This is a genomic window from Geodermatophilus sp. CPCC 206100, assembly GCF_048569675.1.
GTDB lineage: Bacteria > Actinomycetota > Actinomycetes > Mycobacteriales > Geodermatophilaceae > Geodermatophilus.
Genome location: NZ_JAQISV010000001.1, coordinates 40,185 through 53,630, shown reverse-complemented (window position 1 = coordinate 53,630; position 13,446 = coordinate 40,185). Strand labels below are relative to the sequence as shown.

Annotated in this window: 10 protein-coding genes; 5 read left to right on the top strand and 5 right to left on the bottom strand. The window is 74.0% G+C overall.

The window, feature by feature from the left end; translation table 11 throughout:
* Genes sufD through PGN05_RS00235 form a run of 3 tightly spaced genes read right to left on the bottom strand, consistent with a single transcriptional unit; the run spans position 1 to position 3,619 of the window.
* Complete coding sequence (gene sufD / locus PGN05_RS00245; protein WP_419750135.1) at positions 1 to 1,323, bottom strand: Fe-S cluster assembly protein SufD; 1,323 nt, start codon at positions 1,321 to 1,323, stop codon at positions 1 to 3.
* The gene (gene sufB / locus PGN05_RS00240; RefSeq protein WP_419750134.1) at positions 1,323 to 2,765 is read right to left on the bottom strand and encodes a Fe-S cluster assembly protein SufB; all 1,443 of its coding nucleotides are present in this window, start codon (positions 2,763 to 2,765) and stop codon (positions 1,323 to 1,325) included. Before sufB ends, sufD begins: the two co-directional genes overlap by 1 nt.
* A complete protein-coding gene (locus PGN05_RS00235) occupies positions 2,762 to 3,619 on the bottom strand; it encodes a helix-turn-helix transcriptional regulator (RefSeq protein ID WP_419750133.1) in 858 nt (285 codons plus the stop codon). The genes sufB and PGN05_RS00235 overlap by 4 nt, the downstream gene beginning before the upstream one ends.
* Before the next feature lie 185 nt (positions 3,620 to 3,804).
* On the opposite strand from PGN05_RS00235, the gene PGN05_RS00230 reads away from it, so the two are divergent.
* Positions 3,805 to 4,716 (top strand): COX15/CtaA family protein, encoded by a 912-nt coding sequence (locus PGN05_RS00230; RefSeq protein ID WP_419750131.1) that lies wholly within the window; start codon positions 3,805 to 3,807, stop codon positions 4,714 to 4,716.
* Positions 4,717 to 4,817: 101 nt separating this feature from the next.
* On the opposite strand, the gene PGN05_RS00225 is transcribed toward PGN05_RS00230, so the two are convergent.
* Both PGN05_RS00225 and PGN05_RS00220 read right to left on the bottom strand, forming a co-directional pair.
* On the bottom strand, positions 4,818 to 5,147 hold the full coding sequence (locus PGN05_RS00225) for a hypothetical protein (protein ID WP_419750129.1): 330 nt from the start codon (positions 5,145 to 5,147) through the stop codon (positions 4,818 to 4,820).
* Between the two features lie 281 nt (positions 5,148 to 5,428).
* Positions 5,429 to 6,400: a heme o synthase gene (locus PGN05_RS00220; RefSeq protein WP_419750127.1), complete on the bottom strand. Its 972-nt coding sequence runs from the start codon at positions 6,398 to 6,400 to the stop codon at positions 5,429 to 5,431.
* Between the two features lie 311 nt (positions 6,401 to 6,711).
* On the opposite strand from PGN05_RS00220, the gene tkt reads away from it, so the two are divergent.
* The 4 genes from tkt to zwf all read left to right on the top strand — a co-directional run bounded on the left by tkt (position 6,712) and on the right by zwf (position 13,353).
* Complete coding sequence (gene tkt / locus PGN05_RS00215) at positions 6,712 to 8,925, top strand: transketolase (RefSeq protein WP_419750126.1); 2,214 nt, start codon at positions 6,712 to 6,714, stop codon at positions 8,923 to 8,925.
* A gap of 93 nt (positions 8,926 to 9,018) precedes the next feature.
* Positions 9,019 to 10,125, top strand: a complete 1,107-nt coding sequence (gene tal, locus PGN05_RS00210) for a transaldolase (protein ID WP_419750124.1) — start codon at positions 9,019 to 9,021, stop codon at positions 10,123 to 10,125.
* 10 nt (positions 10,126 to 10,135) lie between these two features.
* Entirely contained in the window at positions 10,136 to 11,728 is a 1,593-nt protein-coding gene (locus PGN05_RS00205; protein WP_419750123.1) for a glucose-6-phosphate isomerase, read from the top strand.
* Between the two features lie 107 nt (positions 11,729 to 11,835).
* The gene (gene zwf / locus PGN05_RS00200) at positions 11,836 to 13,353 is read left to right on the top strand and encodes a glucose-6-phosphate dehydrogenase (RefSeq protein WP_419750121.1); all 1,518 of its coding nucleotides are present in this window, start codon (positions 11,836 to 11,838) and stop codon (positions 13,351 to 13,353) included.
* Positions 13,354 to 13,446: the final 93 nt, after the last annotated feature.

The following is a 13,446-nucleotide window of genomic DNA, read 5'->3' as shown; positions in this document are numbered from 1 at the left end:
TCAGGCCTCCACCGGCTGCTCGTCGAGGCTGGGCAGCGCGCCCAGGCGGGCCTCGACGGAGCCCATGAGGCGGTCCTGCAGCTCGGGCAGCCCGATGTGCTGGACGACGTCGGCGAAGAAGCCGCGGACGACCAGGCGGCGGGCGGTCTCGGCGTCGATGCCGCGCGAGCAGAGGTAGAACAGCTGCTCGTCGTCGAACCGGCCGGTGGCGCTGGCGTGGCCGGCGCCGACGATCTCGCCGGTCTCGATCTCCAGGTTGGGCACCGAGTCGGCGCGGGCGCCGTCGGTGAGCACCAGGTTGCGGTTGAGCTCGTAGGTGTCGGTGCCGGTCGCCGCCGGGCGGATCCGGACGTCGCCGACCCACACGGTGCGCGCCTTCTCGCCCTGCAGCGCGCCCTTGTAGAGCACGTTGCTGGTGCAGTTGGGCACCGCGTGGTCGACCCACAGCCGGTGCTCCTGGTGCTGGGTCTCGTCGGCGAAGTACACGCCGAACAGCTCCGCCGTCCCGCCGGGGCCGGCGTACTGCACGTTGCTGACCAGCCGGACCAGGTCACCGCCGAGGGTGACCACCACCTGCTTGACCGTGGCGTCGCGGCCCACGACGGTGTCGAACTGGCCGCCGTGCACCGCGCCCGGCGCCCACTCCTGCACGGAGACGAGCGTGACCTGCGCGCCGTCCCCGGCGAGGACGGCGACGCCGCCGGAGTACCGCGCCAGGCCGTCGTGGTCGAGGACGACGGTCACCTCGGCGAACGCGCCCACCTCGACGACCAGCTGGCCCCACACGACCTCGTCCGACCCGGTGCCGGACAGCCGCAGGGTGACCGGGCGGTCCGGCTGCGCCTCGGCCGGCACGCGGACGACGGCCGCGCCGCCGCTGCGCTGGCGGGTGAGCGCGGCCAGCCGGTCGACCGGCTCGGGCAGCCCCTTGAGCAGCGGGTCGTCGGCCGGGACGCTGGTCAGCTCGACGCCCTCGGGGAGGTCGGTCTCCCACTGCAGGTGCGCGTCGGAGGGCGCGCCCTGCAGCAGCGGACGGATGCGGCGCATCGGGGTGAAGCGCCACTCCTCCTCGCGGCCGGTCGGCTCGCCGAAGGCCTCGGGGTCGGTCGAGGTGAAGCGCTCGGCCGGCGACCCGGTCGGGGCCGGACCCCCGTGCGAGTGCGCGCCGGGGGTGGCGCCGCCCGCCGTGGCGGTCGCCGACGCCGGGGTGGTCGGCGGCCCGGCCTGCGCACCCACGCCGGGCGCGAACAGCTCGCCGGCGAGGGTGGCCGGCGCGACCGCGACGTCCTCGGGAGTGGTGCTGGGGGTGTTCTGGTCCGGCATCAGCCGACGGCACCTTCCATCTGCAGCTCGATCAGGCGGTTCAGCTCGAGGGCGTACTCCATCGGCAGCTCCCGGGCGATCGGCTCGACGAAGCCGCGCACCACCATCGCCATGGCCTCGTCCTCGGACAGGCCGCGGCTCATCAGGTAGAAGAGCTGGTCGTCGCTGACGCGGGAGACGGTCGCCTCGTGCCCCATCGCGACGTCGTCCTCTCGGACGTCGACGTAGGGGTAGGTGTCCGACCGGCTGATCGTGTCGACCAGCAGCGCGTCGCACTTCACCGTCGACTTCGACCCGTAAGCGCCCTCGTCGATCTGGACCAGGCCGCGGTAGGAGGTCCGGCCGCCGCCGCGGGCCACCGACTTCGACACGATGGTCGAGGAGGTGTTCGGCGCCGCGTGCACCATCTTGGCGCCGGCGTCCTGGTGCTGGCCCTCACCGGCGAAGGCGATGGAGAGCACCTCGCCCTTGGCGTGCTCCCCGGTCATCCAGACCGCCGGGTACTTCATGGTGACCTTGGAGCCCAGGTTGCCGTCGACCCACTCCATGGTCGCGCCCTCGTGGGCGATCGCCCGCTTGGTGACCAGGTTGTAGACGTTGTTCGACCAGTTCTGGATGGTCGTGTACCGGCAGCGGGCGTTCTTCTTGACGATGATCTCGACGACCGCGGAGTGCAGCGAGTCCGACTTGTAGATCGGCGCGGTGCAGCCCTCGACGTAGTGCACGTAGGCGCCCTCGTCGACGATGATCAGCGTCCGCTCGAACTGGCCCATGTTCTCGGTGTTGATCCGGAAGTAGGCCTGCAGCGGGATCTCGACGTGCACGCCCTTCGGCACGTAGATGAAGGAGCCACCGGACCACACCGCGGTGTTCAGCGCGGCGAACTTGTTGTCCCCGGACGGGATCACCGAGCCGAAGTACTCCCGAAAGATGTCCTCGTGCTCCTTGAGGGCCGTGTCGGTGTCCAGGAAGACGACGCCCTGGTCCTCCAGCTCCTTCTGGATCTGGTGGTAGACGACCTCGGACTCGTACTGCGCGGCGACGCCCGCGACCAGCCGCTGCTTCTCGGCCTCCGGGATGCCCAGCCGGTCGTAGGTGTTCTTGATGTCGTCGGGCAGGTCCTCCCACGAGGCGGCCTGGGCCTCGGTGGAGCGGACGAAGTACTTGATGTTCTGGAAGTCGATGCCGGACAGGTCCGAGCCCCAGTCGGGCATCGGCTTCCGGTCGAAGAGCTTGAGGGCCTTGAGCCGCCGCTCGAGCATCCACTCGGGCTCGTTCTTGCGGGCCGAGATGTCCCGGACGACGTCCTCGCCCAGACCACGCTTGGCCGATGCTCCGGCGACGTCGGCGTCAGCCCAGCCGTACTGGTAGCGGCCGAGCTGGTCGATCTGCTCGTCCTGCGTCAGCGGCGTGCTGGTCACCGGCTGCTGGGTGCTGGTCATGCGGGCGTCCTCTCCCGGTTCTTCGTGGGGGTGGTGCTGGTGGACGGTGCGGTGCGCGGGCCTGGCCGCGCCGCTCGCTCACCTGGTACAGGGTGCGCGGGGGTCGATCTGTTCCCCCCGCGGGTGTGAGCAACGACCGGTCCGTCCCCGCCCCGGAACGGTCCGGGGATGTGGGTGGTGCAGACGCCGTCGCCGTGGGCGATCGTGGCCAGCCGCTGCACGTGGGTACCCACCAGCCGGCCGATCACCGCGGTCTCGGCCTCGCACAGCTGCGGGAACTCCGCCGCCACGTGCGCCACCGGGCAGTGGTGCTGGCAGAGCTGCCCGCCGCTGGAGATCGCCGAGGCCGAGGCAGCGTAGCCCTCGGCCGTCAGGGCCGCGGCGAGCACCTGGGCCCGGTCGACGGTGCCGGTGCCGGCCGCCTGCTCCACGGCCGTGGAGCAGCGCCGCTCGAGGCCGGCCAGCTGCGCCTCGGCCACGGCGCGGACCGCGTCCGGCCCGGCGGAGTCGGCGACGAACCGCAGCGCGGTCAGCGCCAGGTCGTCGTAGGCGTGCGGGAAGGCCTGGCGGCCGACGTCGGTGAGGTGGAACAGCCGCGCCGGCCGGCCGCGGCCCCGGGGGGTGCCGGGCGACCGGCGCTCCTCGACCCGGCCGGCGGCGACCAGGGCGTCGAGGTGCCGGCGGACGGCGGTCGACGAGACCCCGAGCCGGCCGGCGAGCTCGGTGGCCGTCTGCGGGCCGTGCTCGAGCAGCAGGGCGGTGACGCGGTGCCGCGTGCGGCCGTCGTCCGCGGTGGCCGACGACCGGACGGCGGGCGTCCCACCCCCGGCGACCTGCGTGCTCCGGCTTTCCACAACACAAGTGTTGCCTATTTCGGCGCGCTCGCAACCAAGGCTGGCCTTACCTCCCGACGAGGCCCACGGTGGAGCAGGCGATCCCCGCCGGCCGGTGTGGCGAAGGCCACTCCGCCCGGTCCACCGGCCCCCTCGCGCCGCCGTGCGCGCCGGGGGCCCGCTGCCCGACCGCCTAGCATCGGAGCGTGCCGGTCTCCCCTGCCGTCGTGTCCCGCTTCGCCCTGGCCAACGTCGTCGCCAACGGCGCCATCGTCGTCACCGGCGGCGCCGTCCGGCTGACCGGCTCGGGACTCGGCTGCCCCACCTGGCCGCGGTGCACCGACGACAGCTTCGTCGCCACCCCGGAGCTCGCCGGCCACGGCGTCATCGAGTTCGGCAACCGGCTGCTCACCTTCGTCCTCGCCGCGGTGGCCATCGCCACGGTCGTGGCGGTGTTCCGCTCCACCCGGCGCGACCTGCGGACCCTGGCCGTCGTCGCCTTCCTCGGCATCCCCGCGCAGGCGCTGCTCGGCGGCGTCACCGTGCTCACCGGCCTCAACCCGTGGACGGTGGCGGCGCACTTCCTGGTGTCCTCGGCGCTGGTCGCGGTCACGACCGTCCTCTGGCTGCGGTCCCGCGAACCGGGCGTCGGCCAGCTGCTGGTCCGCCGTCCGTTCGCGCTGCTGGTCACCGGGATCGCCGCGGCCACCGCCGCCGTCCTCGTGCTCGGCACCGTGGTCACCGGCAGCGGGCCGCACAGCGGGGACCCGGAGGCCGGCCGCACCGGCTTCGACCCCGAGCTGGTCAGCCAGTTGCACGCCGACTCGGTGTTCCTGCTCCTCGGGCTGACGGTCGCCCTGCTCGTCGCCCTGCACGCGACCGACTCCCCCGGCCGCGTCCGCCGGGCCGCCCGTGACCTGCTGGTCGCCCAGGTCGCGCAGGGCGTCGTCGGCTACGTGCAGTACTTCACCGATCTGCCGGTCGCGCTCGTGCTGCTGCACATGCTGGGCGCGGTGGTCATCACCGCGTTCACCGCCCGACTGGTGTGGTCGGTGCGCGGTCCGGCGTCCGAGCTGCCGCTGGACGCGCCCTCGGTCCCGGCCCCCGCCACCCGCTGACGCCGCCGTCCGGCACCGCCGGACCCGAGTGGCGAGCGGCCGTGGTCAAGCGGGTCCGGACAGGACGGCTGCTCGCCACTCGGTCCGGAGCTCTGACCGGTTCAGTGGTGCCAGAGCAGGACGACGAGGAGCGACCCGTCGACGCACTCCCACCTGCCGGCCGTCACCGATCCCTCTCGCCGCGGGTCCGGCGCCTCCGTCGTGAGCGACGTGCGGGCGTCCGCCCAGGCCGGCCATGCGTCGTCCTCGTCGTGCCAGACGAGCTGCCCGCCCGGGTGGTAGGTCACGACGGGACAGCCGGACTCGACCAGCGCGGCGACCTCGCGGCGCTCCATCCGCGTCGTCCGACGGGAGTACGACCTCGTGTCCGGACCGACCAGCCGCCCCATGCCGAGGGCGTCGAACTCCCCGTTCGACAGCTCACGGCGCACGCCCGGCACCGTAGCGGCCGGTGGCCCCGTCCCGGGTCCCGCCCTGAGCCTGCGAAGGGTGGGGAGAACGGGGTCCCGCCTCGGCTCCTGGCCCCGTCCAGGGGCCCGCCCTGAGCGTGCGAAGGGTGGGGAGGACGGGGTCCCGCCTCGGCTCCTGGCCCCGTCCAGGGGCCCGCCCTGAGCGTGCGAAGGGTGGGGAGGACGGGGTCCCGCCTCGGCTCCTGGCCCCGTCCAGGGGCCCGCCCTGAGCGTGCGAAGGGTGGGGAGGACGGGGTCCTTTCTCAGACCAGGACGTCGACGATGATCGCGACCGACAGCAGCGTCATGTACGTGATCGAGATGTGGAACAGCTGCATCGGCCGGGTCTCCGCGCCCGAGCGGATCCGGCGCAGCAGCCGGTGCGCCTCCACGGCGAACCACAGGCCCAGCCCCGCGGCGGCGGCGGTGTAGCCCCAGCCGATCCCGAACCCGTCGGCCACCGGCCAGAGCAGCAGCGAGACGGCGACGGTCAGCCAGGTCCAGACGACGGTCTGCCGGCCGACCGACAGGGGGGTGGCCACGACCGGCAGCATCGGGACGTCGGCCCGCGCGTAGTCGGCGCGGAACCGCATCGCCAGAGCCCAGAAGTGCGGCAGCTGCCAGCAGAAGACGACGCCGAAGAAGACCACCGCGGGCCAGGCCAGCGAGCCGGTGACCGCGGCCCAGCCGATCAGCACCGGCGCCGCCCCGGGCACCCCGCCGAACAGGGTCGAGTGCCGGGTGTGCCGCTTGAGCACCATCGTGTAGAGGACCGCGTAGTAGGCGATCGCGCCCAGCGCGAGGGCGGCGGCCAGCAGCGTCGTCGTGACCGCCAGCAGGACCACCGAGACCACGGTGAGGACCACGCCGAAGACCAGGGCCCCCCGCGGGCTGACCTCGCCCATCGGCAGCGGCCGGCGCTCGGTGCGGTGCATCAGCCGGTCGATGTCGCGGTCGTACCAGCAGTTGAAGACGTTCGCGGCCCCCGCGGCCAGCGTGCCGCCGACCATCGTCGCCAGCAGCAGCCGCCACGACGGCCAGCCGCCGGAGGCCAGCATCATCGCCGGCAGCGTGGTCACCAGCAGCAGCTCGATGATCCGCGGCTTGGTCAGCGCGACGTAGTTGCGGATGCTCGCGGAGGTGCGGCGGGCCTGCTGGGCGGCCGGGCGCTCGGACAGCGCGGTCACCGCGAGCTCGCCGGCTCGCAGGTGCGCGGGCAGGGCACCACCGGGCACCTGGACAGCACGGGGTCCCTTCCGACCGGGGACAGCAGAACGGGGTCCACTGTAGCCCGGGGCCGCCCCGCGGCCCGGCGGGCATGACCAGGGTCTCGTCCCGTGCGCGGCCGACTAGGGTCGGTCACGTTGGTGCTGCGCATGCAGCGGGTAGGGCCGACGTCGACGACGACGGTGCGTCCAGGTTCCGCGCGCCGGAGCGCGGACCACGCAGGCCGGTCGCTGGAGCTCCGCACCGTCGTCCGCCCGGGAGCCGTGGTCACCGGCCACCCCGGGCGGTCCCGCACAGGCCGACCCGAGGAGCACTCCCGATGGGAACCCAGAGCACCGCGTCCGAGGCCCCGGCCGAGGCCGCGACCGACGCCCCGACCGGCGACCCGCGCCAGCCCCGGCCGACCCTGCCGGAGGGCTTCGGGGACCTCGACCGCCGCGCGATCGACACCGTGCGCGTCCTGGCGATGGACGCCGTCCAGAAGGTCGGCAACGGCCACCCGGGGACGGCGATGAGCATGGCGCCCACCGCCTACCTGCTGTTCCACAAGTGGCTGCGGCACGACCCCAGCGACCCGAACTGGGTGGCCCGCGACCGGTTCGTGCTGTCGATGGGGCACTCGAGCCTGACCCTCTACATCCAGCTCTTCCTGTCCGGCTACGGCCTCGAGGTCGAGGACCTACAGGCGCTGCGCACCTGGGGTTCGAAGACCCCGGGCCACCCGGAGGTCAACCACACCCCCGGCGTGGAGACGACGACCGGCCCGCTGGGCCAGGGCGTGGGCAACGCGGTCGGCATGGCGATGGCCGCCCGCCGCGAGCGCGGGATGCTCGACCCCGACGCCCCCGAGGGCGAGAGCGTCTTCGACCACACCATCTGGGTGTTCGCCTCCGACGGCGACCTGGAGGAGGGCGTGAGTGGCGAGGCGTCGTCGCTGGCCGGCACCCAGCAGCTGGGCAACCTGGTGCTCGTCTACGACGACAACCGCATCTCCATCGAGGACGACACGAACGTCGCCTTCACCGAGGACGTCGGCAAGCGCTACGAGGCCTACGGCTGGCACGTGCAGCACGTGGACGACGGGGAGGACCTCGCCGCCGTCGACGCCGCGTTCGCCGCCGCCAAGGCCGAGACCTCCCGGCCCTCGATCGTCGTGCTCCGGACGATCATCGCCTGGCCGGCCCCCAACAAGCAGAACACCGGCGCCGCGCACGGCTCGGCGCTGGGCGAGGACGAGGTCCGGGCGACCAAGGAGGTGCTCGGCTTCGACCCGGAGCAGACCTTCGAGGTCGCCCCCGAGGTCCTCGAGCACGCCCGCGGCGTGGTCGAGCGAGGCCGGCAGGAGCACGCGGAGTGGCAGCAGCGCTTCGACGCCTGGGCGTCGGCCGACCCGGACGGCGCGGCGCTGCTGGAGCGCATGTCCACCCGCACCCTCCCCGACGGCTGGGCCGACCGACTGCCCAGCTGGGATGCCGACCCGAAGGGCGTGGCCACCCGCAAGGCCTCCGGCGAGGTGCTCGCCGCCCTCTACCCGGCGTTGCCGGAACTGTGGGGCGGCTCGGCCGACCTGGCCGAGAGCAACAACACCGCGGTCAAGGGCGAACCGTCGTTCCTGCCCGCCGACCGCCAGACGAAGATGTGGTCCGGTGGCCCGTACGGCCGCACGCTGCACTTCGGCGTCCGGGAGCACGCGATGGGCGCGATCATGAACGGCATCGCGCTGCACGGCGGCACCCGCGTCTACGGCGGCACGTTCCTCACCTTCTCCGACTACATGCGCGGGGCCGTGCGGCTGGCCGCGCTCATGCAGCTGCCCGTCACCTACGTGTGGACGCACGACTCGATCGGCCTCGGGGAGGACGGCCCCACCCACCAGCCGATCGAGCACTTCGCTGCGCTGCGGGCCATGCCGGGGCTGGACGTCGTCCGTCCGGCGGACGCCAACGAGGTCGCCGTCGCGTGGCGGACGATCCTCGAGAACAACGACCGGCCGGCCGGTCTGCTGCTGTCCCGGCAGAACCTGCCGGTGTTCGACCGGGCGGAGTTCGCCTCGGCCGAGGGCGCCGCGCGCGGCGCCTACGTCCTGGCCGACGCCTCGAACGGGCAGCCGGAGGTGATCCTGCTGGGCACCGGCTCCGAGGTGCAGATCGCCGTCGCCGCCCGGGAGCGGCTGGAGGCCGACGGCGTCCCGACCCGGGTCGTCTCCGTGCCGTGCGTCGAGTGGTTCGCCGACCAGGACCGGGCGTACAAGGACGAGGTGCTCCCGCCCACCGTCCGCGCCCGGGTCAGCGTCGAGGCCGGCGTGCCCATGGGCTGGCGGGAGTTCGTCGGCGACGCCGGCCGGATCGTGGGCCTCACGCACTACGGCGCCAGCGCCGCCTACTCGGTCCTGTACGAGGAGTTCGGCCTGACCGACGAGGCCGTCGTCGCCGCCGCCCGCGAGTCGCTCGAGGCCGCCCGCTCCGGCGCTGCCGTCCCCGCGGGCCCGGTCGCGGCCACCGGCGGCCTGCCCCACCCCACCGGGGACCGCTGAAGGTAGAAGGACCCCCCTTGCTCCCCACCACTCGCAGGCTCGCGGCGGGTCCCTGCAAGGGGGCCGAGCCCACACGTCCGGAAGGAACCTGACATGGCACAGAACGAGAAGCTGGCCGAGTTGTCGTCGGCGGGGGTCGCCATCTGGCTCGACGACCTCTCGCGCGACCGCATCCGCAGCGGCAACCTGCAGTCGCTGGTCGACGAGCACGGCGTCGTCGGCGTCACCACCAACCCGACCATCTTCGCCGCGGCGATCAGCGGGTCGGAGTCCTACGACGACCAGCTGCACGCCCTCGCGGTCCGGGACGTGTCGGTCGAGGAGGCGCTGCGCACCATCACCGCCGCCGACGTCCGGGACGCCTGCGACCTGCTCGCCCCGGTCGCCCAGCGGCAGCCCGGCGACGGCCGGGTCTCCCTGGAGGTCGCGCCCGGTCTCGCGCACGACACCGACGCCACGGCCGCCGAGGCCGCGCACCTGTGGTGGCTGGTCGACCGGCCCAACCTGTTCATCAAGATCCCGGCGACGGAGGCCGGCCTGCCGGCCATCACGACGTCCATCGCCCGCGGCATCAGTGTCAACGTCACCCTCATCTTCAGCCTCGAGCGCTACCGCGCGGTGATGGACGCCTACCTCAGCGGGCTGGAGCAGCGGCTGGCCGACGACCCGGCGGCCGACCTGTCCGGCATCGCCTCGGTGGCGTCGTTCTTCGTCTCCCGCGTGGACTCCGAGATCGACAAGCGGCTGGAGAAGGCCGGCGCCGACACCGCCCTCAAGGGCAAGGCCGCCCTGGCCAACGCCCAGCTGGCCTACCAGGCCTACGAGGAGGTGTTCTCCTCCGACCGCTGGAAGGCGCTGGAGGCCAAGGGCGCCCGCCCGCAGCGCCCGCTGTGGGCCTCGACCGGGGTCAAGAACCCCGACTACCCCGACACCCTCTACGTCAGCGAGCTCATCGCCCCCGGCACGGTCAACACCATGCCGGAGAAGACGCTCATGGCCTACGCCGACCACGGCAGCCCGGGCACCCTGGTGCAGAAGACCTACGACGAGGCCGCCTCGGTGATGCGGGCCATCGCCGACGCCGGCGTGGACCTCGACGACGTCTTCCGCGTCCTCGAGGAGGAGGGCGTGCAGAAGTTCGTCGACTCGTGGGACGAGCTGACCGACTCGGTGCGCAGCGAGCTGCAGGACAAGAAGTGACCGAGGGCCGGTGACGCTGCGCTTCGCCTGCGCGGGCCTGGACGTCCCACCGGCCGTCCGGGCCCAGGTCGCCGAGGACGACGTCGCCGCCCGCCTGGTGGCCGAGGACCCCACGCTGTGGGACCCGGACGCCGCCGACGGCACGGCGGCCCGGCTCGGCTGGCTCGACCTCCCGGCGACGTCGGGGGAGCTGGTGCCCCGGCTGACCGCGCTGCGCGCCGACCTGCAGGCCGAGGGCCTGGACCGGGTGGTGCTGTGCGGTTCGGGCGGCGCCGCACTGGCGGCGGCGGTGGCCTGCCGGGCGGCCGGCGTGCCGCTGGTCGTGCTGGACGGGACCGACCCGGGCCAGGTGGCGGCGGCCGCCGCCGAGCTGGAGCGCACCGTCGTCGTGGTGACCCCGTCCTCCGGCGACGACGGGACGACCGACGCGCACCGCCGCGCGCTGGTCACCGCGTTCGCCGCCGCCGGCCTCGACGAGGCGCGGATCGGCGCCCGCTTCGTGGTCGTCGCGGGCCCGGGCTCGCCGCTGGCCGACACCGCCGCCGCGATGGGCGCCCGCGCGGTCGTCCTGGCCGACGACCCGCAGGTCGGCGGCCGGTTCGGCGCCCTCTCGGCCTCGGCCCTGGTGCCCGCGGCACTGGCCGGTGCCGACGTCGCGGCACTGCTGGACGAGGCGGCGGAGCTGGCCGAGGAGCTGGGCAAGCCGGACAACGCCGCGCTGGAGCTCGGCGTCGCCCTGGGGGCCGGTTTCCGCACCGGCCGGGACAAGGTCGCCCTGGTCGACGGCGACGCCGCGCCGGCCGGCCTGGGGAGCTGGGTCGAGCAGCTGGTCGCCGGGTCCACCGGGTCCGGGGGCCGCGGCCTGCTCCCGGTCGTCCTGGAGTCGGTCGACGCGCCGGGGGCCGCCGGCGCCGACCGGCTGCTGGCCGTCCTCGGCGGGGAGCCGGTGCCGCCGGGCCCGTCGGTCGGGGTCACCGGCCCGCTGGGCGCGCAGTTCCTCGGCTGGGAGTACGCGACCGCGGTCGCCGGCCGGCTGCTCGGGATCGACCCGTTCGAGCCGCGAGACGTCGACGACGACGTCCGCGCCCTGCTGGAGGCGGGGCCGGTGGAGGAGCGCCCGGCCGCGACCATCGGCGCGGTGCAGCTGGCGGGGTCAGGCGGGGTGCTCGACGACGTGGACCTCTCCCAGCACGACGGCGTCGCGCTGGCCCTGGCCGCGCTGCTGGCCGCCGTCCCGCCGCGGGGCTCGCTGACGGTCACCGCCTACCTGGACCCGGTGCGCGACGCCGGCGCGGCCCGGCTGCGGGCCGCGCTCGCGGCGCACGGCTCGCTCGCGGTCACCTTCGGGTGGGGGCCGCAGGTGCGCCGGACCACCGCCCCGTACCACCGGGGTGGCCCGCAGACCGGCGTGTACCTGCAGCTCACCGGGGACGTCGCCGAGGACCTCCCGGTGCCCGACCGGCCCTGGTCCTTCGGCGCGCTGCAGGCGGCGCAGGCGGCCTCGGACCGGCAGGCCGCCGCCGCCCGGGGGCGCCCGCTGCTCCACCTGCACCTGACCGACCGCGCCGCCGGCGTCGACCAGTTGCTCGACGCGCTCAGCTGAGCCGTGTCCAGCAGGATCGACAGTCGAGACGTGTTCTGCGACCCACCCCGCCGTCCGGTCCACCGCCGCGCCGGACGCCGGGTCCCCGCCGACCTCGAGGACGGACGATGATCACCAACCCGCTGCGCGACCCGCGGGACCGGCGGCTGCCTCGGGTCCCGGAGCCCTGCGCCCTGGTCGTCTTCGGCATCACCGGCGACCTGGCCCGCAAGAAGCTGCTGCCCGCGGTCTACGACCTGGCCAACCGTGGCCTGCTCCCGACCAACTTCGCCCTGCTCGGGTTCGCCCGCCGGGACTGGGGCGACACCGACTTCGCCGAGCTGGCCCGCGACGCCGCCCGCAAGGCCGCCCGGACGCCGTGGCGCGAGGAGGTCTGGGAGCGGCTGGCCGGCAGTGTCCGGTTCGTCCAGGGCTCCTTCGACGACGACAACGCGTTCGACGAGCTGGCCGCCACGCTCGGCGAGCTGGAGGGGTCCCACGGCATCGGCGGCAACGCCGCGTTCTACCTCTCGATCCCGCCGGCGATGTTCCCGGTGGTGCTCAAGCAGATGCAGCGCACGGGCATGGCCGAGAGCACCCCCGACCGCTGGCGCCGGGTGGTCGTGGAGAAGCCCTTCGGCAACGACCTGGCCTCCAGCCGGGAGCTCAACGCGCTGGTGGACTCGGTGTTCAGCGCCGAGGACGTCTTCCGCATCGACCACTACCTGGGCAAGGAGACCGTCCAGAACCTGATGGCGCTGCGGTTCGCCAACACCCTGTTCGAGCCGATCTGGAACGGTCACAACGTCGACTCCGTGCAGATCACGATGGCCGAGGACGTCGGCATCGGCGGCCGGGCCGGGTTCTACGAGGAGACCGGAGCCGCCCGCGACGTCCTGCAGAACCACCTGCTACAGCTGCTGGCGCTGACCGCGATGGAGGAGCCGGTCGAGTTCTCCGCCGAGGAGATCCGCACCGAGAAGCTCAAGGTGCTGCGGGCCATCTCGCTGCCGGAGGACCTGTCCACCTTCGCCGTCCGGGGCCAGTACGAGCAGGGTTGGCTGGCCGGCCAGCGGGCCAGCGGCTACCGGCAGGAGGACGGCGTGGACCCCGGGTCGACGACCGAGACCTACGCCGCCGTCCGGCTGGGCGTGGAGACCCGCCGGTGGGCCGGCGTGCCGTTCTACCTGCGGACCGGCAAGCGGCTGCCGCGGCGGGTCACCGAGATCGCGCTGGTCTTCAAGCGGGCGCCGCACCTGCCCTTCGCCGACACCGACACCGAGGAGCTCGGCAACAACCAGCTGGTGGTGCGGGTGCAGCCGGACGAGGGGGTCACCCTCAAGTTCGGATCGAAGGTGCCCGGCAGCGTCATGGAGGTCCGCGACGTGTCGATGGACTTCCTCTACGGCGAGCAGTTCACCGAGGCCAGCCCCGAGGCCTACGAGCGGCTGCTGCTGGACGTGCTGCTCGGCGACGCCACCCTCTTCCCCCGCAACGCCGAGGTCGAGGCCTCGTGGTCGGTCATCGACCCGCTGGAGGAGTTCTGGGCCGGCACCACGCCGCACCCATACCGGGCCGGCGAGTGGGGCCCGCGGGCCGCCGACGAGATGCTGGCCGCCGAGGGACGCCGGTGGCGGCGACCGTGAACCCACCCCACGAGGACGCTCCGCTCCGCTCCCCGTCCCCGCGGGGACCCCGGCGGAGCTGCGTCCCCGCTACAGCCACCCGACGGGAGGAGA

Bases quoted from the DNA above. Each gene is read 5' to 3' on its own strand.
- sufD (WP_419750135.1), bottom strand. From the start codon at position 1,323: ATGCCGGACCAGAACACCCCCAGCACCACTCCCGAGGACGTCGCGGTC.
- sufB (WP_419750134.1), bottom strand. From the start codon at position 2,765: ATGACCAGCACCCAGCAGCCGGTGACCAGCACGCCGCTGACGCAGGAC.
- tkt (WP_419750126.1), top strand. From the start codon at position 6,712: ATGGGAACCCAGAGCACCGCGTCCGAGGCCCCGGCCGAGGCCGCGACC.
- tal (WP_419750124.1), top strand. From the start codon at position 9,019: ATGGCACAGAACGAGAAGCTGGCCGAGTTGTCGTCGGCGGGGGTCGCC.
- zwf (WP_419750121.1), top strand. From the start codon at position 11,836: ATGATCACCAACCCGCTGCGCGACCCGCGGGACCGGCGGCTGCCTCGG.